The sequence below is a fragment of the Paenibacillus sp. HJGM_3 genome, assembly GCF_045062745.1.
Taxonomy (GTDB): Bacteria; Bacillota; Bacilli; order Paenibacillales; family NBRC-103111; genus Paenibacillus_AA.
Genome location: NZ_JBJGED010000010.1, coordinates 1 through 22,805 on the forward strand (window position 1 = coordinate 1; position 22,805 = coordinate 22,805).

18 protein-coding genes are annotated in these 22,805 nt (G+C 54.1%); 15 read left to right on the forward strand and 3 right to left on the reverse strand.

The window, feature by feature from the left end:
• Nucleotides 1–661, reverse strand: a 661-nt coding sequence (locus tag ACI5FR_RS12920; RefSeq protein WP_405454933.1) for a LysR family transcriptional regulator, incomplete at its 3' end; no start/stop codon positions are given.
• A gap of 338 nt (nucleotides 662–999) precedes the next feature.
• Here ACI5FR_RS12920 and ACI5FR_RS12925 point away from each other — a divergent pair.
• The 11 genes from ACI5FR_RS12925 (at nucleotide 1,000) to ACI5FR_RS12975 (ending at nucleotide 15,148) form a co-directional block, all read left to right on the forward strand.
• Nucleotides 1,000–1,668 carry a succinate dehydrogenase cytochrome b558 subunit gene (locus ACI5FR_RS12925; protein ID WP_405454934.1) on the forward strand — a complete coding sequence of 223 codons (669 nt, stop codon included), beginning with the start codon at nucleotides 1,000–1,002 and terminating at the stop codon, nucleotides 1,666–1,668.
• 17 nt (nucleotides 1,669–1,685) lie between these two features.
• Nucleotides 1,686–3,446, forward strand: a complete 1,761-nt coding sequence (gene sdhA / locus ACI5FR_RS12930) for a succinate dehydrogenase flavoprotein subunit (protein WP_405454935.1) — start codon at nucleotides 1,686–1,688, stop codon at nucleotides 3,444–3,446.
• Between the two features lie 2 nt (nucleotides 3,447–3,448).
• A complete protein-coding gene (sdhB, locus tag ACI5FR_RS12935) occupies nucleotides 3,449–4,201 on the forward strand; it encodes a succinate dehydrogenase iron-sulfur subunit (protein WP_405454936.1) in 753 nt (250 codons plus the stop codon).
• Between the two features lie 348 nt (nucleotides 4,202–4,549).
• The gene (locus ACI5FR_RS12940) at nucleotides 4,550–6,190 is read left to right on the forward strand and encodes a type 2 periplasmic-binding domain-containing protein (RefSeq protein ID WP_405454937.1); all 1,641 of its coding nucleotides are present in this window, start codon (nucleotides 4,550–4,552) and stop codon (nucleotides 6,188–6,190) included.
• A 90-nt stretch (nucleotides 6,191–6,280) separates the two neighbouring features.
• Nucleotides 6,281–7,171 (forward strand): ABC transporter permease, encoded by an 891-nt coding sequence (locus tag ACI5FR_RS12945; protein WP_405454938.1) that lies wholly within the window; start codon nucleotides 6,281–6,283, stop codon nucleotides 7,169–7,171.
• 38 nt (nucleotides 7,172–7,209) lie between these two features.
• Nucleotides 7,210–8,085, forward strand: a complete 876-nt coding sequence (locus ACI5FR_RS12950; RefSeq protein ID WP_405454939.1) for a carbohydrate ABC transporter permease — start codon at nucleotides 7,210–7,212, stop codon at nucleotides 8,083–8,085.
• 83 nt (nucleotides 8,086–8,168) lie between these two features.
• Nucleotides 8,169–9,956 (forward strand): NHL repeat-containing protein, encoded by a 1,788-nt coding sequence (locus tag ACI5FR_RS12955; protein WP_405454940.1) that lies wholly within the window; start codon nucleotides 8,169–8,171, stop codon nucleotides 9,954–9,956.
• 150 nt (nucleotides 9,957–10,106) lie between these two features.
• Nucleotides 10,107–10,649 carry a GNAT family N-acetyltransferase gene (locus ACI5FR_RS12960; RefSeq protein WP_405454941.1) on the forward strand — a complete coding sequence of 181 codons (543 nt, stop codon included), beginning with the start codon at nucleotides 10,107–10,109 and terminating at the stop codon, nucleotides 10,647–10,649.
• Nucleotides 10,650–10,668: 19 nt separating this feature from the next.
• Nucleotides 10,669–11,034, forward strand: coding sequence for a DUF4180 domain-containing protein (locus ACI5FR_RS12965; protein ID WP_405454942.1), 366 nt, complete (start codon nucleotides 10,669–10,671; stop codon nucleotides 11,032–11,034).
• Between the two features lie 178 nt (nucleotides 11,035–11,212).
• Nucleotides 11,213–14,323, forward strand: a complete 3,111-nt coding sequence (locus ACI5FR_RS12970) for an ATP-binding protein (protein ID WP_405454943.1) — start codon at nucleotides 11,213–11,215, stop codon at nucleotides 14,321–14,323.
• Between the two features lie 57 nt (nucleotides 14,324–14,380).
• Nucleotides 14,381–15,148 carry a response regulator gene (locus tag ACI5FR_RS12975; protein WP_405454944.1) on the forward strand — a complete coding sequence of 256 codons (768 nt, stop codon included), beginning with the start codon at nucleotides 14,381–14,383 and terminating at the stop codon, nucleotides 15,146–15,148.
• 245 nt (nucleotides 15,149–15,393) lie between these two features.
• Here ACI5FR_RS12975 and ACI5FR_RS12980 read toward each other — a convergent pair whose 3' ends face one another.
• Both ACI5FR_RS12980 and ACI5FR_RS12985 read right to left on the reverse strand, forming a co-directional pair.
• Nucleotides 15,394–16,371, reverse strand: a complete 978-nt coding sequence (locus tag ACI5FR_RS12980; protein WP_405454945.1) for a cation diffusion facilitator family transporter — start codon at nucleotides 16,369–16,371, stop codon at nucleotides 15,394–15,396.
• Nucleotides 16,372–16,602: 231 nt separating this feature from the next.
• Entirely contained in the window at nucleotides 16,603–17,397 is a 795-nt protein-coding gene (locus ACI5FR_RS12985; protein ID WP_405454946.1) for a helix-turn-helix domain-containing protein, read from the reverse strand.
• 129 nt (nucleotides 17,398–17,526) lie between these two features.
• Here ACI5FR_RS12985 and ACI5FR_RS12990 point away from each other — a divergent pair, with 129 nt between their 5' ends.
• From ACI5FR_RS12990 to ACI5FR_RS13005, 4 genes are read left to right on the forward strand one after another with little or no spacing between them, the layout of a single operon-like run.
• Nucleotides 17,527–19,341, forward strand: coding sequence for an FAD-dependent oxidoreductase (locus ACI5FR_RS12990; RefSeq protein ID WP_405454947.1), 1,815 nt, complete (start codon nucleotides 17,527–17,529; stop codon nucleotides 19,339–19,341).
• Nucleotides 19,342–19,376: 35 nt separating this feature from the next.
• Nucleotides 19,377–20,294 (forward strand): ABC transporter permease, encoded by a 918-nt coding sequence (locus tag ACI5FR_RS12995; protein ID WP_405454948.1) that lies wholly within the window; start codon nucleotides 19,377–19,379, stop codon nucleotides 20,292–20,294.
• Between the two features lie 15 nt (nucleotides 20,295–20,309).
• Nucleotides 20,310–21,185, forward strand: coding sequence for a carbohydrate ABC transporter permease (locus ACI5FR_RS13000; RefSeq protein WP_405454949.1), 876 nt, complete (start codon nucleotides 20,310–20,312; stop codon nucleotides 21,183–21,185).
• Nucleotides 21,186–21,237: 52 nt separating this feature from the next.
• The gene (locus ACI5FR_RS13005) at nucleotides 21,238–22,779 is read left to right on the forward strand and encodes an extracellular solute-binding protein (protein WP_405454950.1); all 1,542 of its coding nucleotides are present in this window, start codon (nucleotides 21,238–21,240) and stop codon (nucleotides 22,777–22,779) included.
• The last annotated feature ends 26 nt before the right edge of the window (nucleotides 22,780–22,805 follow it).

Genomic DNA, 22,805 nt, shown 5'->3' on the forward strand with positions numbered 1-22,805 from the left:
AGTCGATCTCCATCAGCACGTCCGGAGAGACGGAGTAGCGCAGGAACAGCTCGTCCATCATGATCCGGTACCAGGTCCCCTTGGAAAAGTAGATCATCGGCAGCTGCTGCAGATCGGCAATTTCGATCGACTCCCGCTGGCTCCAGGTGTGCCCGGCGGGCAGCACGAGACAGAGGTGGTCGTCGAACAGCGGCACGCAGTTCAATTCGCTATGGTCGATACGCGAGGCGACGAGACCGAAATCGACCTGCTTGTCCTTCACCATCGACACGATCTCGTGCGTCTTGCCGGTCAACGCCTTGATGTCGGTCTCCGGGTGATCCTTCATATAGAGGGCGATCAGATCCGGAAGCGTCGACTGAAGCGTCGTGAGGCTGGCTCCGATCTTAATGCTGCTCTTGCCGGGCGTATGGTACTCGGCGATCGTCCGCAGCAGCTTCTCCTCTGACCGGCGCATCTCGAGCGCGGTCTCGTAGCAAATGTGCCCGATACGCGTCAGCTCGAGCTTTTTGCCTTTGCGCTCGAACAGCAACACCCCGAGCTCCGCCTCCAACTGCCCAATTTTACGCGACAGGGCGGGCTGCGAAATATTCAACAGCTGCGCGGCCTTGTTCAAGCTTTTGTGCTCCACAACTTTGGCGAAAACGTCCATGTTGGACAGCATCGGGCGAACCCTCCTTTTCAAACGGCTCTTATGCATTTAGGTTATAAAAAATTATCCGATAATAGCATTTCCCTTATAAGGGTAATAAGAGTAACATGGAGTTGTCAAATAAAGTTCACAACTATTGGTTAAAGCTTGCATGATCTTGGGAAAATAGTGAGGTGTATGATCTGTATTTTCAGGACTTGTCGAAAACGTGACATTTTGTTGACGCTTGTCGCACGCGAGAGTAAAATGGAAGATGTTTGTTTGGACCGGCCGTCCATGATCGCGGCCAGTAACGGTTTCTTCATTAGGAAAGCGTTATTCATTTTTGAGGGGGGAACTCTTTAACCATGTCCGGAAATTCGTATTTGTACCGCAAGCTCCATTCCTTACTGGGCGTCATACCGGTCGGCCTCTTCTTGCTTCAGCACATGCTGTCGAACTATGAGGCATTCCGCGGCGGAGCCGAAGGGCATCAAGCGTTCATCGACCGGGTTCACTGGCTGAATAGCCTGCCGCTTGTGCTGCTCTTGGAGATCGTCGGAATTTATTTGCCAATTCTATACCATGGCGTTTACGGACTCTACGTAGCGTTCCAATCGAACAACAACGTGAACCGCTACGGCTACTTCCGCAATCTGCTCTTCACCCTGCAGCGGATTACCGGCGTAATTACGTTGATCTTCATCGTCTGGCACGTATTCGAGACGCGGATCCAAATTTTCCTGGGCAATACGACGCATGAAGAGCTGGGCGTGCTGATGCACGATATTTTCACGAACCCGCTATGGTTCACCTTGTACTTAATCGGGATAATCTGCGCCGTGTTCCACTTCAGCAACGGCATGTGGTCGTTTCTGGTCAGCTGGGGCATTACGGTCGGACCGCGGGCCCAACGTATTTCCACATACGTTTGGTTGGGCGTCTTTGTCGTGATGTCCGTGATGTTCATCCTGACGATGATCGCCTTCATCGATCCGCAATTCCAAGACACCAGCGTGCTGGATTTGACTAAATAAAGGAGAGTGAACTTGCAATGGCTAAATCGAAATTGATTGTAGTAGGCGGAGGCTTGGCCGGGCTCATGGCGACGATCAAGGCTGCCGAAGCCGGGGTTCACGTCGACCTCTTTTCTCTTGTGCCGGTAAAACGCTCCCACTCCGTGTGCGCGCAAGGCGGCATTAACGGCGCCGTGAACACGAAGGGCGAAGGCGACTCGCCGTGGGAGCATTTCGACGATACGATCTACGGCGGCGACTTCCTGGCGAACCAACCGCCCGTTAAGGCAATGTGCGAAGCCGCGCCGGGCATCATCCACTTGATGGACCGGATGGGCGTCATGTTCAGCCGGACGTCCGAGGGCTTGCTCGACTTCCGCCGTTTCGGCGGTACGCAATATCACCGCACCGCGTTCGCGGGCGCGACGACCGGCCAACAGCTGCTGTACGCGCTGGACGAGCAAGTGCGCCGCTGGGAAGCGGCCGGCATCGTGACGAAATACGAGCACTGGGAGTTCACGTCCGTCGTGGTGGACGACGAGGGCGTATGCCGCGGCATTTCCGCTCAGGATCTGCGTACGATGGAAGTGAAGACGTTCCGCTCCGACGCTACAATTCTGGCGACCGGCGGACCTGGCATTATTTTCGGCAAAACGACGAACTCGGTCATCAATACCGGGACAGCGGCAAGTGCAGTGTACCAGCAAGGCGTCACGTACGCGAACGGCGAATTCATCCAGATTCACCCGACCGCGATCCCGGGTGACGACAAGCTGCGCCTCATGTCCGAATCCGCGCGTGGCGAAGGCGGCCGGATCTGGACGTACAAGGACGGCAAGCCGTGGTACTTCCTCGAGGAGAAATACCCGGCATACGGGAACCTCGTGCCGCGGGACATCGCGACTCGCGAGATTTTCGACGTGTGCGTAGAGCAAAAGCTCGGCATCAACGGCGAGAACATGGTATACCTGGACTTGTCTCACAAGGATCCGAAGGAGCTGGACGTAAAGCTCGGCGGCATCATCGAGATCTACGAGAAGTTCATGGGCGACGATCCGCGCAAAATCCCGATGAAGATTTTCCCGGCCGTTCACTATTCGATGGGCGGCATGTGGGTCGACTACAACCAAATGACGAACATTCCGGGGCTGTTCGCAGCCGGCGAATGCGAATACCAATACCACGGCGCGAACCGTCTCGGCGCGAACTCGCTCCTCTCTGCGATCTTCGGCGGGATGGTGTCGGGGCCGAAGGCCGTCGAATACATGAAGGGCTTGAAAAAATCGTCGGAAGACGTGGCGAGCTCGATATTCGATCGGGAGCAAAAGAAGCGGACGGACCAATACGAGTCGCTGCTCAAGCTGGACGGCACCGAGAACGCCTACGTCCTGCATAAAGAGCTCGGCGAGTGGATGACGAACAACATGACCGTCGTGCGAACCAACAAGAAGCTCGAAGAGACGATCAACAAGATCAAGGAACTGAAGGCCCGCTACAAGAAAATCAACATGACGGATACGGCCCGCTGGAACAACCAAGGCGTGGCGTTCACGCGCCAGCTGTGGAACATGCTGGAGCTGTCCGAAGCGATGACCGTCAGCGCCCTGAAGCGCGACGAGAGCCGCGGCGCGCACTACAAGCCGGAGTTCCCGGAACGGGACGACGAGCGGTTCATGAAGACGTCCTTGGCCAAGTGGACGCCGGAAGGACCCGAAATTTCGTATGAAGATGTAGACGTGTCGCTCATCAAGCCTCGCAAGCGCGACTACTCGACGGACAAGAAGAAAGGAGGGAACTGATCATGGCCGAGACCAAGACAATTAAACTGTCGGTTACACGGCAGGACAGCCCCGATTCCCAACCGTATACGGAAGACTTTGAGATCCCTTATCGCCCGAACATGAACGTGATCAGCGCGCTGATGGAGATTCAGCGCAATCCGGTCAACGCGCAAGGCAAGACGACGACCCCGGTCTGTTGGGAGTCGAACTGCCTGGAGGAAGTGTGCGGCGCCTGCTCGATGGTCATCAACGGCAAGGCACGCCAGGCTTGCTCCGCGCTCGTCGACAAGCTGGAGCAGCCGATTCGGATCAAGCCGATGGGCACGTTCAAGATCGTGCGCGACCTCGTGATCAACCGTCAGCGGATGTTCGATTCACTGAAGCGCGTCAAAGCCTGGATTCCGATCGACGGTACGTACGATCTGGGACCAGGTCCTCGGATGGCCGAGACGAAGCGGCAATGGGCGTACGAGCTGTCCAAGTGCATGACGTGCGGAGTCTGCCTCGAGGTCTGCCCGAACGTGAACGACCGCAACAGCTTCATCGGCGCGGCGCCGATCTCGCAAGTCCGTCTGTTCAACGCGCATCCGACGGGCGAGATGAACAGGGAAGAGCGGCTGGACGCGCTGATGGAAGATGGCGGCATCGAAGGGTGCGGCAACTCGCAGAACTGTGTCCGCTCCTGTCCGAAGGGGATCCCGCTCACGACTTCGATTGCGGCGATCAACAAAGACACGACGAAGCATTTGTTCAAAAAATGGTTGAGTGTGTAAATATTAATGTGAAGTAATGTAACATAAAAATCGCCTTGTTCCCTCGTAATTGTGGAGCAAGGCGTTTTTGTGTTAGATTATATGACGTCAAAGCAGAATGTAAACGTTTTACAATCAAATTTTGGCTGATCAAACTTCGTTTTTGTCCTTTACAAACTACACGGATATGGTAATATGAACATGTAAGATACCGCTTAGGTACAGGTATTTGTCGAAAAAGGAGGAATATTCCCACATCTTCCGGCATATTTATTGTTTGCGCTCCCTGATTCAATTGTAAGCGCTTCAAGGCAAGCAGCAGGTACAGTCATCCAATGTCCTACAAACACATTAGGAGGTCAACTCAGGATGGTAAAAACAAGATCAAAGTGGGTCCCTGCATTAACTGCCTCTGTTCTGGTTGCGGGTATTGTCATCTCCGGCTGCTCTAAAGGCTCCGATTCTCCGAGCCCAAGCGGCGGTACAAACAAAGCCAGCGAAGAACGCATCAAAATGACGATGTTCTATAACGAAGCCGGTATCAAGACGCCTCAAAGTCTGGATCGCAGCAACAATCCGCTCATTAAGATCGTGGAGGATTATGCGAACGTCGATCTAGAGTTCGACATTCCGCCTTATGCGGAGTATACCACTAAGCATAATCTGGTGCTCTCCTCCGGTAAGCTTCCGGACATTTTCCATTCGACAATTCCCGATGAGACTTTTAAAGCCGCTCGTGATGGCGCTTTCATCGATTTGAAAAAATATTACGACAATTCTCCGATGCTGCAAAAGGTCGTGACTCCTGCCATGATGGAACTCGGCAAGGATCCGGTCAGCGGCAAATATTTCCGAATTCCAATGGCCTATGACAAAGGGCCGCAAGGCTCAGGCGTACTGGCCCGTTACGACCTTGTTCAGAAGTACAACGACGGCAAATGGCCGGGCACCATCCCTGAATGGATCGACCTGATGAGGAAAATCAAGAAGGCCGAGCCGGATTCCGTTCCAATGGCGTTCCGGGTTATCGGGGACAACATGTTCAACTACGGCGGCGGCCCGATCTACTATATGTATGGCGCGGCTCCTTATAGCTACCGGATCGAAGGCGGCAAGGTAATCCCGAACGTATTGACCGCGGAGTTCAAGGAAGCGTCCAAAGTGATGCGCGACCTGTACACGGAAGGCCTCCTCGACAAAGAGTTCGCTACATCCGACGGCACCAAATATTTCGCGAAAAAGGCAGAGAACAACGTCCTCTGGGAATGGAACGGAATGGACCAAATTCTTCCTGCTCAAGTATCCCTGACACTGCCTACCGCTACAGCCAATCAGAAAAAGCAGGTTTGGTCGGTTGCTCCTCCGCTCACCACTTATCCGGCTGTCGTGAAGGACAAAAAGTATGCTACCTACGGCGTGGCATTGCCGATCTCGGGCCATGGCCTCTATATTCCGGCCAGCAACAAAAATCCGGATCGCGCATTCAAGGTCATCGAGGGCTTCGCGCAAGATCAACTGCGGGATAAAATCTTCTGGGGCGATGAAGGCGATACGTACACGATGAAAGACGGCAAGCGTGTAGCGAATCCGGATAAGATGAGCGCCGAAGAACACGCTTGGAAACGGCAATATGCCTTCTTGTTCGGCTATACGGACGGTCAAGACGCGCAAAACGCCAACTTCGAAGCGAAGCTGGGCAAAGATATTTTCACCAACATCCAGAACGGGATGAAAGTCATTCAAAAAGAAGCCGAGAACATCGGGCTGGATGGCATGGTAGGCTACGCCGAGCCGGATGAAGTCCTGAAGAAGAACGCCGAAATTATGCAAGCGATCAACAAATTCACGACGGAATATATCATGAGCCGGATTTCGGAGCAAGAATTCAATGCCGCGATCGCCGATTGGGAGAAAAAATACCGCGCGTTGAAATACGATCCGATGCAAAAATTCCTGGATGCCAACAAAGCCGATTTGATTAAGAAGGGCTACAAAAAAGCAGGCTGGTAATCGGCAAAACATCAGAGTTCCGGGAGGTGCCCACACTTGCGAGAAACTGTCGCGGTTCAGGCGGGTACGGTAAAGCCTAAGAGAGGCAGGATGCGACCTCGGTCGCTCCTGTCGCTTTACCTCTTATTCGCGCCAACAGCTATCCTGCTGTTCGTATTCAACTACATGCCGATGTATGGCATCGTCATCTCCTTCCAGGACTATTCGGTGTTCAAGGGCATCATGAATAGCGATTGGGTAGGGTTCAAGCACTACGAGTACTTCCTGAAGGACGACAAGTTTTGGTCCATCATGAAGAACACGCTGATCATCAACTGTTATGACATTATTTTCGGGTTTACGTCTCCGATTATTTTTGCCTTGCTCGCCAATGAATTGTATCAAAAAACGTTCAAGCGCGTCATGCAGACCGTCTCCTATTTACCCCACTTTTTATCTTGGATCGTCGTTGCCGGTATTTTCAACCAAGTACTGTCTCCGACAACCGGTCTTTTCAACACCTTCATCGGGTGGTTCGGATTCGAGCCCCATTATTTTATGACCGACCCTAGCATATTCCGGGGGATTCTGGTATTCGCGGACATTTGGAAAGGTGTAGGATGGTCGGCCATTCTATATTTCGCCGTGATTGCAGGCATTGACAGTTCCTTGTACGAAGCAGCCTGGATCGATGGCGCCAGCCGCTGGAAACAGACCCTGTATATCACAATACCGCATCTGATGCCGATGATCGTGCTGCTCTTCCTGCTGAAGATTGCGCACATCTTCGGAATCGGCTTCGAACGCGTGTTCCTGATGCAGAACCCGCTCGTCTATGAAGTGTCGGACGTAATCAGTACGTACGTATACCGTACCGGGGTCGAGTTATCGCAGTACAGCTTTACCACGGCCATCAGCTTCGCACAGAGCGTACTCGGCTTTATCCTTCTCGTAACATCCAACTGGGTGTCCAAAAAGTGGATGGGCATGGGTATGTACTAGAATAGACGGCGATAGACACAAGGAGGTGGCGAGAACCCATGTTGAATTACAGAAGTCCAGGACGATATGTATTTCAGACCTTTAACTATGCGTTTTTTATCATATTCTCGATCTCGATTCTGGTACCATTCATCAACGCACTGGCCATCTCGTTCAGCAGCTTTGCCGCGTTGACGGAAAAAAGAGTGAGTTTATGGCCGGTAGAGTTCCAACTGGATTCCTACATTAAGCTGGCGGGCAACTATACGTTCCTGCGATCCGCGGCGAATACGATAGGGCTCACAATCGTGCAAACCGCGCTCAGCGTAATCCTATCGTTAAGCGCCGCATATGCGATCTCTCACAAGTATTTCAGAGGCAAAAAAATCGCGATGACGTATATCTTGATCACGATGTTTTTCAGCGGCGGCTTGATTCCTTCGTACTTGCTCGTGAATAATCTGGGGCTCAACAACACGTATTGGGCGATTATTTTGCCCGGGCTGGTCAGCCCCTTCTACATCATTGTGTATAAGAACGTGATCGACCAAATGCACAAGGAAATCCTGGAATCCGCCGAGATGGACGGAGCCGGAGAGTTCTCTTTGCTCTTCCGGATTGTCTTGCCACTCGTGCTCCCGATGACCATGGCGTTCGTTATCTTCAGTGCGGTGGCCTATTGGAACGAATGGTTCAGCGTGCTCCTCTATATCAAGGACAAATCCATGTGGACGCTGCAGTACCAGTTGAGAGGCATCCTGTCTTTTGCCCGCTTGGAGGACACGACCGTCAATCCGCCGGGCGAGCAGATTATCCATCCCGATAATCTGAAGATGGCTGCGCTCATGTTGACGACGCTGCCGATCATCTGCATTTATCCGTTCCTGCAAAAATATTTCATTCACGGCCAATTCGTAGGAGCGGTGAAAGGGTAACCGGGCAAAGGAAGCAAGCGAAAAGAAGGGGACCGAGGAGGTCCCTTTTTTACGGAAAAAAGTTCTTCGGAGGTGTTCCAAGCATGAACGTTAACGCTTTATTGCAGCCCGAGGCGGTGGCTCAGCCTTGCCGCAATTTTTGCATCCTGGGGAAGACGACGCTTCGCGATCCGCTCGACGGGCGGGAGAAGCTAGTGCTGGCGAATTTCGCCGCGCACTCGACCGGCGACATCATTCTGATCGACGTCGAGACGGGCGCCGGGGAGTCGATCCTCATGCCTGGGGATAGCGGCGCCTGGGCGCTGTACAACTGGAACGACGAGAAGCTCATCGTCGGGACGTGCCCGGGCTTCGGCTACATCCACAGCCTCGATCTGCGCACGCGGACGTGGGCGGAGCCGCTGCGCGACGAGAAGGAGACGTACATCTGGAATTTCGCCTTGGGCTCGGACGGCATGCTGTACGGCGGCACCTATCCGGGCTGCGTGCTGTTGAGGTACAACCCGGCGGACCATACGCTTGAGAATGTCGGCCGCATGTCGGACAATCCGAAGAACATGTATAGTCGCTACGTAGGCTCGGTCCCGGGGCACATTATCGTATCCGGCGGCCTCGAGGACTCGTTCGTTACGGCGTGGAACATCGCGACCGGCGAGCGGACCGAATTCGCCAAGCCGGGCGGGTTCGCCCACTTGACGGAGACGAACGAGCAGTATATCGGCGTCCGGCTGGGCGAGGAGACGGCGTACTACGACGCGATTACGTTCCAGCCGCTAGACGCCGCCTCGATCGTACCGAAGAAGCAGGCGATCGAGGTGCAGCTCGCGGAGGGACTGACAGCCGGCGCGATTCCGCTCGCGAACGGGCAGTATGCGGGCGTGCGCGGGCAAGATTATTTCATCGCGAACGGCCCGGACGATCGGCCGGCGCTGCGGCGCATCCCGACGGAAGCGCCGGCGACGCACATCTATGGCTTGACGGCGGATAGCGTTGGCCGCATCTGGGGCTCGAGCGGATTCGGGCAGACGATCTTCCTCTACGATCCGCGCGACGGCAGCTACTGGAACTCGTCGGTCGTCTGCAACGCCGGCGGGGAAGTGTACGGCCTGCAGTTCGTAGACGACCGCTTGTTCCTGACCGCCTACGCCGGCGGCGATCATATGGTGTACGACCCGGCCGCGCCGTGGGACCAGCTCGGCAACGTCAATCCGCGCACGCTGGAGTCGGTAGGCGACGTGTGGATCCGGCCGCTCGGCCACAGCATCGTCGGACCCGAACGCGCCATCTACACCGGCTGGTCGGCGAAATACGGCGTCTACGGCGGCGGGATCACGCGGCTCGACACCGGGACGCTGGAGCTGACGCGCTGGCCGAATCCGCTCGCCGACCAGCAGGTATCGAGCCTCGCGGCCGATGACCGCTACGTCTACTTCGTCACGAGCCGAGGGGGCAACGGCCTGCCTCCGCAGGAGGAGCCGTGCCACTTCGGCGTGCTGACGCCGGACGGAGCGGTCGTCTACCGCGAGACGCTCCCCGCCGAGGCGAAGCCCGGCAAGCTTGTCGCCGCGGGCGGCCGCGTGTGGCTCGCGCAGGACGACACGCTGCGCGTCTTCTCGCCGGAGGCGCTGAGCTTCGTCGACACGATCGCGCTCGGACGGCGGGCCACCGGCTTCCGCGCGACCGCCGGCCGCGAGCTGCTCGTGTTCACCGAAGGCGAGCTTCTCGTGCTCGATACCGCGAGCGGCAGCTTCGAAGCGCGAGCCTCGCTGCCCGGCATCGTCGACAAGGCGGCGATTACGCCGGACCGCACGCTCTATTTCGGCGTAGGTACGACATTGTATGCCTTGTCGCTCACACAGCTCGGGCTATAACTGAATCGTTATCGGACAGGGATGCGATCCCTGTCTTTTTCTTTTGCAGGTCCGCCCTGTTGGAGGTCGATGTGTGCAGATTCCAGTACTGCAGGCAGGCAAGCCGGTGTGCTATACTGAGTGTTAACTTCTGATAGGCGGGTGACCGGAATGAGCGTCATGGGGGTTACGATCCGGCCGGCGGCATTCGACGATGCCGAGGCGATCGCGCAGGTGCATGTGGCGAGTTGGCGGAGTACGTACAAAGGGATCCTCGCGGAACAGTTTTTGACCCGGCTTAGCGTGGAGAATCGGCGGAAATCGTGGGAATGGGGCTTCCGGAACCCGAATCCGGATGAACATGTCTACGTGGCGGTGGATGAACGGGCCGGCATCGTCGGCTTCGCAAACGGCGGCCGTGAACGTACCGGCGAATACGGCTTCGACGGCGAACTGTATACGGTTTACTTGCTGCCGGAGTATAAAGGGATGGGCATCGGCCTGCGGCTCGTGAGGGAAATAGCGGGATCGTTACAGCGTCTCGGCTACCGCTCGCTGTTGGTGTGGGTGCTGGAGGCGAACCCTTCGGCGGGGTTCTATGCTAGGCTAGGCGGCAAGCCGATCGCCCGCAAGGAAATCACCATCGGCTCGGATACGCCGATTGAAGTCGCCTACGGATGGTCGAGGTTGGACGACCTATTGTCAGGAGTATGATAGAAGGGAGAGTAAGGAAATGAACGTTACTGTAAATGAAAGAGGAGCATCCAAAGTTGCCGTCGTAGTCAGCCCCGACATCCTCATCTCGGATAGTCAAAGCGCGCTGGATCTCATGGCCACGATCCGATACAACCAAGGGTGCGACAAAGTGATTGTGAAGAAGGCGAATGTGGAGGAGCGCTTCTTCGATTTGAAGACGGGCCTCGCCGGCGAGGTGATGCAGAAGTTCACGAATTATCACTTCCGTTTCGCGATCGTAGGGGACTTCGACAGCTACACGAGCAAAGCCCTGCGGGATTTGATCTACGAGTCGAACAAAGGCAAGCATATTCTGTTCCTGAAGACGGAACAGGAAGCGCTGGATGCTTTGCATGGGGTGTAAGAAGGCTTTTCCGCTTTTTGTTGCTTATTGTTGAACTTTGTCGTGATGTGGTACAATGCGTGAGTGTGGTAAAATTTGGCCTTTGTCAAAGCTCATAAACGGACAAAAACCCACCTTCAACTGAATCCCAGAGGTGGGTCTTTTAATTTTACGAACAAACGAAAGAAGAGGATGATCCTTGAGCCAGACGACCCCGACCCCATCTCGAACCCCCGATCCACCCCCAACCCGGGCACCGAGTCCGAAGCTCGGCCCGCACCCGGACACCAACCGCTCCGCCCGATCGGCGATGTCCTCGCCAGACCGCCCTTCCGGCTTTAGCAAGCCGCAGTACAACCGTCGAACGCTGAAAAAGCGCATCCGCCGGACGATCAATCTCGCCTCCTTTATCAATATCGTCCTATTCAGCGTCATCATGCTCGTCATGTTGAGTTTCCTGTTCAAGCCGATGTCCGCCTTCACCGCCAACATGGTCAGCCATACGGTGGCCGATTCGATGAACGACGCAACGTTCCTGCAGGAGCAGGGCATTGGCAGCCTCGCCCAGTTCGATCCGGATTCGCCGCAGGCGGCGAATTGGCGCGCGGAGATGGAGAGGGCGGGCAAGATTCAGACGTACCTGCCGCTCGGGGCGCAGGAAGCGTGGCAGCAAGAGCTGGACAAGCACCGGCAGGAGCAGACGGATCCCGAGTTCGCCCTACATTGGAATTTGGACATGAACGTGGTCGAGCTTACGATCGCCATCGGGGACAAGGTCGTGTTCACGAATCAGGACCGGCTCGTGATGCTGAACGGCTTCCTGTTTGACTTGCTGGCCCGGTTTTATAACATCGAAGTAGCTCACCCGCTGATCGACGGGAACGGGACCCCCATCGGCAGCGTGACGGCCATTGTCGCTCCGGAGGTGACCGCGTTTTTGTTCTTGGCGGCCGCGTTGTTGTTCTGCTTGCTCGTCCTGATCGCGACGTGGATCACGAAGCTCATCAGCCGGTTATTGTCGATTCCGGTCTTGACGCCGCTCGAGCAGCTGAACGCGAAAATTCGGGCAATGGCGGACGAAGACTACGCGGAGACGATGAATACGCAGATCGTGCTGCAGCGCCCCTTCCGGGAAATCGAGGAGCTCGTCTCGGGTACGAACCAAATCATGCAAAAAATGCAAGGCTACAACGAGCTGCTCCGCTATCAGAAGATGACGCTCGAGGAGCAGACGCAAGAATTGGAAGAGCATAAGCAGACGCTCGAAGACCAATACGAGGAGCTGGAAGCGCAAAACGACGAACTGGTCCGCTCGAAGCAGCTTCTGCAGGAAGCGCAAGACAGCATAGCCCGGAGCGAACGGGCGATCAGAAACGTGCTCGACAACGCCGGCCAAGGGTTTATGACGTTCGGTCCCGATCTGCGGATCGACCCGGAATATAGCTTGGAATGCTCGAACATTTTCAACAAGTCGCTTGAATATTATTCGTTTCCCGAATTGATTGCCTGGGGCGACCCGGAGCAGCAGCGGTTTATCGAGAACTTGCTGGCGAAAATGTTCCAGGAACGCGACGCTTACAAACGGTCGATCTATATGCCGCTGCTTCCCGAAGAACTCGAAGTGAACGGCCGGCATATCCACATCGGCTATAAAATCATTCCGAACCCGAACGACGCCGCCTCCGAATCGTTTATGGTCATCTTCACCGACGTGACGGAGAAGCGCGAGCTGCAAAGCCAGGTGGAGGCTGAGCGGAACATTTTGAAAATGGTCGTAAAAGTGATCGTCGACTACGGCGACTATACGGAATGCGTCCGCGATTTCAAGACGTTCTACGAAATCGAGCTGCCCGAGCTGCTGAACGGAACGGACCCGCTGCGGACGAAGCTGCTGAACATTTACCGCGATATCCATACATACAAAGGGAATTTCGCCCAATTCGGATTGACTCAGACGGCGGACCGGCTGCATGAGCTGGAAAACGAGCTCAGCGAGCTGCTGAGGACGTCCGAGCAACGGACTGTCGAGCAGGTGACGGCGGCCGCCAAGCAGTGGAATTTCCGAGATTGGCTGCAGCAGGACGTAGAGGTGCTGAAGTCGGTGCTCGGGGAGTCGTTCCTCGTTCAGCAGGACGTGCTCCTGATCGACAAATCGAAAATTATCGAGATCGAGAAAAAGATGTTGACGATCTTGTCTCCGGGCGAGTGCAAGCTGCTGCTGCCCGATCTGCGCAAGCTGCGGTGCAAGCCGTTCAAAGAGTTGCTCAAGACGTATCCGGACTATGTGGACAGCTTGGCCGAACGGATGGAGAAGCTCGTGGCCCCATTCGAAATACGCGGCGAGGAAGTGGCGGCGGACACGGAGAGGTACTACGATTTCACCCGCTCGCTCATCCATGTGTTCCGCAATATCGTCGATCACGCCCTCGAACCTGCGGACGAGAGGGAAGCGACGGGCAAAGACGAGTATGGGCGAATCGACTGCGAGTTCCGGCTGGAAGGCCGCGACTTGGTCCTCACGATCCGCGACGACGGCAGAGGCATCGATCCGGCTGTGATCCGCGCCAAGGCACTGGAGAGGGAGATCGCTTCAGCCGAGCAGCTCAAACAGATGAGCGAGAACGAGACGATCCAGCTCGTGTTCCACGATGAATTTTCCACCAAAGAGCAAGTGTCCGACGTTTCGGGCCGCGGTATCGGGCTGTCGTCCGTGCGCGCGGAAGCGGAGAAGCTGGGCGGAACGGTGAAGGTCGAATCGACTGTCGGCGCCGGCACGACGTTCCTGTTCGTCCTGCCGTACGAAGATATGACCGGCATGCCGGAAGTCGATTTCCCGGTTATGATCCAGCCGCTGATCGACCATACGAAATCGTACTTCGCCGCCGCCACGCGCACTGCACTTGAAGCGGAGGACGGCTTCCGGATGTATTCCACGGATAAGCTGGCGCTCAAGCGGGTGACCGCTTTCGTGACGGTCAAGGGCGCGCTCGAAGGCATGTTCGTCATGACGCTCGACGATTCGCTCTCGCGGTCGCTCGTCCGCGGCGTCGTGTTCGAACCGCTCGATCCGGCGGAAGAGGAGGAGCTGCTGGAGGACAGCTTGGCGGAGACGGCGAATATCATATTGGGCAATTCCATCAAGATGTTCCAGTCGTTCTCCGAATTCATGTTAATGGAGCCGCCGATTACGATCAACACCGAAGGGGCGTCGGTCAAATACGCCAACTCGGAAGTATGGACGTGCCGGATGAATTCCGGGAACGGGACGATGGATATTAGCTTTGTGAACATGAAAAAAACGAACTCATAATCGAAATGAATGGCAAGCATATGGAACCGAAATCGGAACCAAGGAGGCTCATCTTGCATGGCGAGTATATTAATTGTTGACGATTCTATCTTGATGCGGCGTAATTTGCGCATGTTGCTTACGGAAGCGGGGCACGAAGTTGTAGGCGAGGCGTCGAACGGCTTCGAAGCGTACAAAGAATATGTGAAAACCCAGCCCGATCTGGTGACGATGGACATTACGATGCCGGTGATGAGCGGATTGGACGCGGTCAAAAAAATTATTGCGACCTATCCGCAAGCGAACATTATTATGATCAGCGCCCTCGATCAGAAAAGCATGGTGTTCGAAGCGATCCAGAACGGAGCGAAGCATTACATCCTGAAGCCGATCACCGTGGAGAAAATACTCCATACGGTCGAAGAAGTGCTGATGCTGCCGCCGACGGAAGCGGGAGATGCGGAAGCGCATCCGCTGAGCGATCTGGAAGCGAAGGCAGGCGCCGCCGACCTTAACGCCCCTCCGTTCTCGATCGACAACAAGAACGGCATCTTCATCCTCACGATCCGCCCGCATCTCGATGAGCCCAGCTTGGCCGCAATCGGCACGGCCGTTCAGGGCTTTCTGTTCATCAAGCCGCTCAAGGTCGTCGTGAACTTCGGCCATGTGGAATCGCTGGGCGAGCCGTACCTGAATGCGCTGATCGAGAGCATCCAAAAAATTCAAGCCGCGGGCGGCATCGTGAAAGTCGTCGCGTATAATAAAGCTCTCATTCAAGTGCTGAAAGTGAAGGACGAGCAGCTGTTCCATACGATTTATACCGATATGACGCAAATTATTTTGTAAGTCCGGGAATCGGTCTTAGTAAGGTTTTCGCGCATGTAACAAGGGGAAAACCTCCCTCTTTTTCCGAGCATTCAAGGATTAACGGGGGGATGATGGGGAAAACCTCCCTCTCTTTTTGGCCAAAAGGCTCATTTCGAGCGGATTCGGCTGAAAGAGAGGGAGGTTTTCCTTCTACATGGGGCAAACTCAGCTACTTGGGGCAAAAAAGAGGGAGCTTTTCCCTCACAGCCCAAAGCCGAGCTGCATTACACTTGCCGCAATTCCATCTGCCCGAGATGCTCCTGCAGCTCTTCTTCTTCCTTGTGCCGCAGAAACTCCTTGCCATACTCCCCGTGCGGGTGGATGTGCGCTTCCTCCATCTGAATCGTGGAGTGCTCGATGCCGTACTTTTCCTTCAACGTCTCGTTGATGGCGAGAATGATGCAGAACGGTTGAATTTTGTCGTCGATGAACACGTGCGCCGTGAGCGAGTAGTGGTCCGTCGAGATCGCCCACAGATGCATCTCATGTACGTCCTCCACGCCCTCGACGGCGGCGATCGACGCCCGGATCTCATCCAGGTTGTACTTCTCCGGCACCGACTCCATCAGGATGAGGGTCGATTCCTTCACGATCTTCGCGCCTCCGGTGAAGATAATCCCGCCGATGACGAGACTGATCAATGGATCGAAGAACAGCAGCCCGGAGAAATAGATGATGATGGCGGATACGATAACCCCGACGGAGCTGAGCAAATCCCCGAAAAAGTGCCACAAAGCGCTTTGCACGTTCAAATTCTCTTCTTCCTTCATGCTGCGGCTGAGCACGATGGTCAGCGTCAAATTGACGAGGAACCCGATCGATGCAATCGTGAGCATGAGCCCCAGATTGATGTCCTGCGGGTGAATAAAACGGATGATCCCTTCATAGAAAATCCCCAGCGCAATGACGCACAAAGCCAGTCCGTTCAAGAACGAGGCGATGATCTCGAACCGCAGGTACCCGAACGTGAACCGGGCATTCGGTTGACGGGTCGCCATATAGATGGCCGTCATGCTGAGGCCCAGCGCGATGACGTCCGAAACCATGTGGGCGGAGTCGGACAATAGCGCGAGCGAATTGGAGACAAGGCCGCCAACCACTTCGACGATGGTGAAGAAGGCCGTCAGGATCAAAGTCGTCCATAGCGCTCGTTTCGAGCGGGTTTGGTGTTTTTCGTGTCGCAAATGATGGTAGTCGTACATAGCAGTCGCCCTCCTAGTAGCTTGCAGATTCTCCCACGCTTACACGGGCTTCGCCCTAGGCGGCCCAGCGGGTGAGAACGAGAACCATTCTTATTTAGAATAATTCTAAATAAGAGGATGATTCTTATCATACGCTATTCTTCGACTTTTGCCAACAGGAATTTTCCAGTCATTCCGTCCAAACTATATTGCCCGGATCAGCCGGGATTATTTCGGTTGCCGCCTTCGCCGCTAATACCGGTATTGCTTGCGGAATTCGGACGGGCTTACGCCCATCGCCTTGCGAAAGACCCGGCTAAGATAGAAGCCGTTCTCGTAGCCGCATTTTCCCGCTATGACATCGAGCGTCCACTCCGTTATCAGCAGCAGCCTGCATGCTTGCTTTACCCGAATCGACGTTAAATATTGCAGAGGGTTGACGCTATAGGCGTTTTTGAACCTGCGGATCAGCTGCACGGGCGTCATTCCGAACCTATGCGCGACATCCCGAATTTCGATTGCTTCATGCGCGTGATTATTGAAGTAGATCGCGACATCACGAATAAATTCATCATCTACCAATAAAGGACCGGCATCGGGAGAGTCGAACGCCTGCTGTGCGATCATTAGCCATAAGTCCACCAAATAATGCTGCTTGAGCTTTTGATTATCCGAGCTGAAGGGCTGCTGTTGATCTGCCTGCCTTAAGCAGCTGTAGTTTTCGGCCAAGCGCCGGATTTGCGACAGCCGTATTTTCCGATGCGCCAGAAAGGGCTGAAGCTGCTGCGGGGCATCGTCGGAGAAGGTGAATGTAATGGAGTGGAAGCTTAAGGGCGCCAGCACGTTTCGATAAAAAGCAACCTGGGGCGGGCACACAACCACGTCCCCGAACTCGGCCACTCCGTAATCCTCTCCTATCTGGTATTCGAATTTCCCTTCTTCAACCGCAAAAAGGACCCAAGTCACATATGTATCCGTCTCCAGCAAAAATTTTTCTTTTTTGCTCCAGTACACGTGCCAGACGATTTCGGGCAAGCCTGCGGACATTTCGCTTCTACTCCTTCAGGTTCGTGAAATTTTAGATATGAAAAATAAATTCTATGAATTCAAATGTATCAAATGGAGGTCGTAATATGTAATTAAAGATATCATAGCATGCAAAGGAGTCAATGGCGGATGAGGAAGAACGATACGAAAATTTTGGACACGGACATTTTGATCGCCGGCGGAGGGATGACGGGGGTGGCGGCTGCATTGGCTGCGGCCCGCAACGGAGCCCGGGTGATTTTATGCCAGGACCGTTCCGTACTTGGCGGAAATGCATCGTCGGAGATTCGCATGAATATATCCGGCGCCTCCACAATCGGGAAGGAATTGGAGACGGAGCGCAGAGAGAGCGGCATTATCGAAGAAATCGTGCTTGAATGCTCGGTCCGAAATCCGCAGCGGAGCGCGAGTATGCTGGACTTGATCTTATATGAGAAATGCCGCGCCGAACCGAATTTGACGCTGCTGCTGAACACGACGGTTGTCGATGCCGATGTCGAGGGCTCCCGAATTCGTTCCGCCTATGCGGTGAGAGAAAGCACGGAAGAAAGCTTTACGATTCGAGCTGACATATTCGTGGATTGTACGGGCGACGGCAGGCTGGGGTTTGTTGCGGGGGCCGCTTTTACGACCGGCCGGGAAGCGATGGAGGAATATAACGAGTCCGGCGCAAGCCTGAACAGGGACGCTTATCGTCTCGGCTCCTCCCTTTTGTTCACATCGAAGGATATGGGACGTCCGATGCCTTTTACCCCGCCGGTATGGGCCCGCAAGTTTACGGAGGAAGATTTGAAGTTTAGAGACCATGACACTTGGGATTTCGGATATTGGTGGGTGGAGTTCGGCGGCACTCTGGATACGATCAAAGATAACGAGCATATCCGCGACGAGCTGCTTGCGATCATGCTTGGGGTGTGGGATCACATCAAAAATAGCGGCAATCACCCCGATTCCGAAAATTGGGCGCTGGATTGGTTCGGCTTTCTTCCGGGCAAAAGAGAGTCCAGAAGATTTATCGGCCAGCATGTGTTGACGCAAAACGATATTCAGCAGGCTGTCGACTTCGATGATGTAATCGCTTACGGCGGCTGGTCGATGGATACGCATCCGCCCCAAGGCATCGATGCCAAAGACGAGAAGCCGTGCAATCAGCCGTTTACACCGTATCTTTACGGCATTCCGCTGCGCTCGATGATCAGCAGGAACATTTCGAATCTGATGTTCGCCGGCCGCAATTTATCGGCTACTCATATCGCTTTCTCCAGCACCAGAGTCATGGCGACCTGCGCGGTAATGGGAGAAGGGCTTGGCACGTTTGCGGCAACGACGGTGAAGCGCAAGCTTCCGCTGGAACAAGCGTGGCGCGAAAGCGGTGTCGTGAAAGGGGCGCAGCAGCAATTGCTTCGGCAGGGAGCTTTTTTGCCCGGCCTCATGCTGGAAGGAAATCTCGCAAAGCTCGCCCGGATTACCGCCTCGTCCGAGCAAAAGCAAGGAAAATGCAGGAATGTTGTGGACGGGCATACTCGCGCCGTTCATGGAGAAAAAGGGGTGCGTCCCGACTTGACGACAGCCGGCACGCATCGTTGGATGTCGGAACCGGGAGACCGCAATCCTTGGCTGGAGCTTCAGTGGGAGGAGCCGGTTACGGTTTCCCGGATTACGGTCGTGCTGGACACCGGGCTTCACCGATTGCTCATGTTATGCCATTTGGACGCGCTTCAGAAGCATATGCAGTGGGGGCGGCCTCAGGCCGAGACGCTGAAGGAGTTTAAGCTGATTGCACGTGACGAACAAGGGGGGACGGAGATCGCGCATATCAAGGACAATTTTCAACGCATGATCCACTTGCCGGTAACGCTGAAAAATCTGAAGACGCTCCGTCTGGAGGTTATTTCTACGAACGGCTTGGACCACGCGCGAGTGGTTGAAATCGTTTGCGAGTAACTCCGCTATCGGCAGCGTCTCGGAAGGAGAATGAGATGAATAACGGCAAAGCCAGTCCCTTCTGGCTGTACGCAAGAAAAAACAAATGGCTGTATGTTTTGCTGATACCCGGGTTTGTATATTTGTTTATTTTCAAGTACATTCCGATGTTCGGCATCGTCATTGCGTTCCAGGATTTCAATTTGATGAAAGGTATTTTGGGAAGCGAATGGGTCGGTTTCGAAAATTTCCGATACCTGTTCCAGTCGGACGATTTTTTTACGATTTTAAGGAACTCGTTAGTCATCAGCTTCTATCAAGTCCTATTCGGGTTTCCGGCGCCGATCGTTTTGGCTATTATGCTGAACGAAATTAGAAATCTGCTTTTCAAAAGAGTCGCCCAAACGGTGCTGTACTTGCCTCACTTCATCTCGTGGGTAGTCATATCCGGCATCATAATCAACATGTTGTCCCCGTCGTCAGGCTGGGTCAACCGGCTAATCGTCGATTTCGGCGGAGAGCCGATCCATTTTCTGCTTAAGCCCGAATATTTCCGGACGATTCTGATATCCGCGGAAATATGGAAGGAGCTCGGATGGGGAACGATTATTTACCTGGCCGCGCTTACGTCCGTGGACCCGTCTCTGTATGAATCGGCAACGATCGACGGGGCCAACCGGCTGCAAAAAATAGGGTACATTTCGCTTCCCAGCATAGCGACCACGATTGTCATTATTTTGGTCTTGCGGGTCGGAAGTGTTTTGGATATCGGTTTCGAGCAAATTTTCTTGTTATACAATCCGGCTACGTACAAAGTGGCCGATGTCTTTGAAACCTATACGTACCGGGTCGGTTTATTGGAAGGGCGGCTCTCCTTCACGGCTGCGGTCGGATTGTTCAAATCGATAGTCGGATTGGTCATGATCGTGCTGGCCAACCGGATTGCGCGCCTATTCGGTAAATCATTGTGGTAGGAGGTAAAGGTGAACATGCACAAGAGAATCGAGCTTTTTGACATCGCAATCTATACATTCGTGTCTCTGGTTTGTGTGGTCATGCTGTATCCTCTGCTGAACGTCGCGGCGGTTTCGATCAGCTCCCACAGCGCTTATTTGGAAAACCCGATGCGCATATGGCCGAGCCAAATCTCGTTCGACGCCTATAAGGATATTCTTTCGCATCCGGTTCTCGCCAGAAGCTATCTCAATACGCTGATCGTTACCGTCAGCGGCGTTGCATTGGGCATCTTCTTGTACATCATTACGGGATATCCGCTCTCCAAAACGCATCTGAAAGGCAGAGCGATCCTGATCAATTTGGTGATCTTCACGATGCTGTTCAATGGCGGACTCATTCCGAACTTTTATTTGATTCGTTCGCTCGGCATGCTGGACACGCTGGCCGCTCTCGTGTTTCCCGGGCTGTTCTCCGCGTTCAGCTTAATCCTGATGGTCAATTTTATGCAGAACATTCCGGAGGAGCTGGAGGAAGCCGCCAAAATGGACGGAGCCTCCGAGCCTTACATTTTGTTCAAAATCGTCGTTCCGCTCTCGATGCCGATTATCGCTACCTTGACGCTGTTCGCGGCGGTAGGCTATTGGAACAGCTTTTTCTCGGCCATCATCTATATCCGAAGCGTGGAAAACTGGCCGTTGATGCTGTTTTTGCGGGAGGTCATAGAGGGCGCCAAAATGCTGCAAATATCTGCGGGCGGTAACAGCGCCGAGATCGGCAACATGAACGTCATGCCGGAGAAGCTGAAATACGCGACGATCATGATCGTCATGCTTCCGATTTTGTTGGTGTACCCGTTTCTTCAACGTTTTTTCGTCAAAGGAATCATGCTGGGGTCCATAAAAGGTTGATTTGGGGAAACCCTTGTCATAGATAAGCAACTTTCAAAGGGAGGCTGAAGACATGTTCAAAAAAATATTGGCTGGAGTGGGCGCTGGGGTGCTGCTCGCCGGAGCTGTCGCCTGCGGAAGCAAAGACAAACCGGAAGAAACCGGTCAACAGAAGCCGTCTGCGACAGGAACAGCCAAAGCAAGCATCAAGATCATGGGCAATTTTGCATCATCCAATTTATCGGAAACGGACAAACTGCTTTTTCAATCCATCGAGAAGGCAACGAATACGGAGATCAAATTCGACATCCCGCCGTCGACCGGCTACAATGAGCGGCTTCAATTATCGCTGACGACCGGCGATTATCCCGACGTCGTCTTTTTCCCGAGTCCCAGTGATGCCTCGTTCTTGAAAGCGGTTAAAGACGGCGTTATCCTCCCGATTGATAGTTATCTGAAGAGCGCCGACAACGTTAAAAAATATTCGTATGACATATCCTGGGACGCCTTGCGGGTAAACAACGACGGCAAAATTTACGGCATTCCGCGGACGACGGTGATCCGTTCCGACGGGTACTGGCTCCGAAAAGACTGGCTCGATAAATTGAATATCAAGCTCCCGGATAATAACGAAATTACACTGGATCAAATGATCGAGATTATGCGCAAATTTTCGAAGGAAGATCCGGACGGCAACGGGAAGCACGATACTTACGGATATGGAACGGCTGCAGGCGGCGATAAATCGCTCAAGCCGATTTTCCAAAACGAGCTCGGGCTTTATGGCTGGCAGGAGGCCAGCGGGGGCGAATACAAATACATGAATCCCCAATATGATTTGAACTCCAATAAATATACGAAAGCTCTGGAATTGACGGCCAAGCTGTTCAAGGAAGGGCTGATCGATCCGGATTCGCCTTCGATCGACGCCACTAAAACGCTGGAACGGTTTCAAAGCGGCAAAACGGGTGTAATCGAGGGGTTTGCAGGTCATTACGAAACCTTCCTGAACGCCGGTAAAAAGATCAATCCGAAATTCGAGCTTGCCTATGTATTCGTTAAGAACGAGCAAGGCGAGATGAAGGGACTGGGGCTTGGAACGGGGTTGTGGGGCTTCTGGGCGGTAACGCGCAATGCAAAGGATCCGCAAAGAGTTATCGACGTATTCGACTACATGCTATCGGACAAAGGCTGGGATTCCATCTACACCGGCGTGGAAGGGCATGATTACAAGGTGGAAAACAACAAGCGCACCTATGTGGAGCCGCCGCTGGAAACATTCGTCCGCAAAAATATGGTTCGCCGCGCCAACGACTACATGTTCTTCATTAATCCGTCTATGTCGGAGGAGCTGAAGCAGAAGCTCGTGCCGAATATCGAGAAGGCCGTAAAAAGAATCGTGATTTCCAAGGACCGCGACTTCACACCGCCGATTGCGAAGACGCCGCCTTACCTGGATTTCAACAAAAAGTTCAGCGAGGTGACGACGAAAATCATTATCGGCGATGCGGATCCATCCGAGTACAAGAAGGTGCTGCAGGATTGGCATACGAAATTCGGCAAAACGTATCTGAAGGAAATGAACGACTATATCGGTCAATTCGAAAGCAAGTAATAAGGAGGAAAGGTTGTTCGCACTCC

What these genes read in the sequence shown, in the direction of transcription:
- ACI5FR_RS12925 (WP_405454934.1), top strand. Translation starts at nt 1,000, where the DNA reads ATGTCCGGAAATTCGTATTTGTACCGCAAGCTCCATTCCTTACTGGGC.
- sdhA (WP_405454935.1), top strand. Translation starts at nt 1,686, where the DNA reads ATGGCTAAATCGAAATTGATTGTAGTAGGCGGAGGCTTGGCCGGGCTC.
- sdhB (WP_405454936.1), top strand. Translation starts at nt 3,449, where the DNA reads ATGGCCGAGACCAAGACAATTAAACTGTCGGTTACACGGCAGGACAGC.
- ACI5FR_RS12940 (WP_405454937.1), top strand. Translation starts at nt 4,550, where the DNA reads ATGGTAAAAACAAGATCAAAGTGGGTCCCTGCATTAACTGCCTCTGTT.
- ACI5FR_RS12945 (WP_405454938.1), top strand. Translation starts at nt 6,281, where the DNA reads ATGCGACCTCGGTCGCTCCTGTCGCTTTACCTCTTATTCGCGCCAACA.
- ACI5FR_RS12950 (WP_405454939.1), top strand. Translation starts at nt 7,210, where the DNA reads ATGTTGAATTACAGAAGTCCAGGACGATATGTATTTCAGACCTTTAAC.
- ACI5FR_RS12955 (WP_405454940.1), top strand. Translation starts at nt 8,169, where the DNA reads ATGAACGTTAACGCTTTATTGCAGCCCGAGGCGGTGGCTCAGCCTTGC.
- ACI5FR_RS12960 (WP_405454941.1), top strand. Translation starts at nt 10,107, where the DNA reads ATGAGCGTCATGGGGGTTACGATCCGGCCGGCGGCATTCGACGATGCC.
- ACI5FR_RS12965 (WP_405454942.1), top strand. Translation starts at nt 10,669, where the DNA reads ATGAACGTTACTGTAAATGAAAGAGGAGCATCCAAAGTTGCCGTCGTA.
- ACI5FR_RS12975 (WP_405454944.1), top strand. Translation starts at nt 14,381, where the DNA reads ATGGCGAGTATATTAATTGTTGACGATTCTATCTTGATGCGGCGTAAT.
- ACI5FR_RS12980 (WP_405454945.1), bottom strand. Translation starts at nt 16,371, where the DNA reads ATGTACGACTACCATCATTTGCGACACGAAAAACACCAAACCCGCTCG.
- ACI5FR_RS12985 (WP_405454946.1), bottom strand. Translation starts at nt 17,397, where the DNA reads ATGTCCGCAGGCTTGCCCGAAATCGTCTGGCACGTGTACTGGAGCAAA.
- ACI5FR_RS12990 (WP_405454947.1), top strand. Translation starts at nt 17,527, where the DNA reads ATGAGGAAGAACGATACGAAAATTTTGGACACGGACATTTTGATCGCC.
- ACI5FR_RS12995 (WP_405454948.1), top strand. Translation starts at nt 19,377, where the DNA reads ATGAATAACGGCAAAGCCAGTCCCTTCTGGCTGTACGCAAGAAAAAAC.
- ACI5FR_RS13000 (WP_405454949.1), top strand. Translation starts at nt 20,310, where the DNA reads ATGCACAAGAGAATCGAGCTTTTTGACATCGCAATCTATACATTCGTG.
- ACI5FR_RS13005 (WP_405454950.1), top strand. Translation starts at nt 21,238, where the DNA reads ATGTTCAAAAAAATATTGGCTGGAGTGGGCGCTGGGGTGCTGCTCGCC.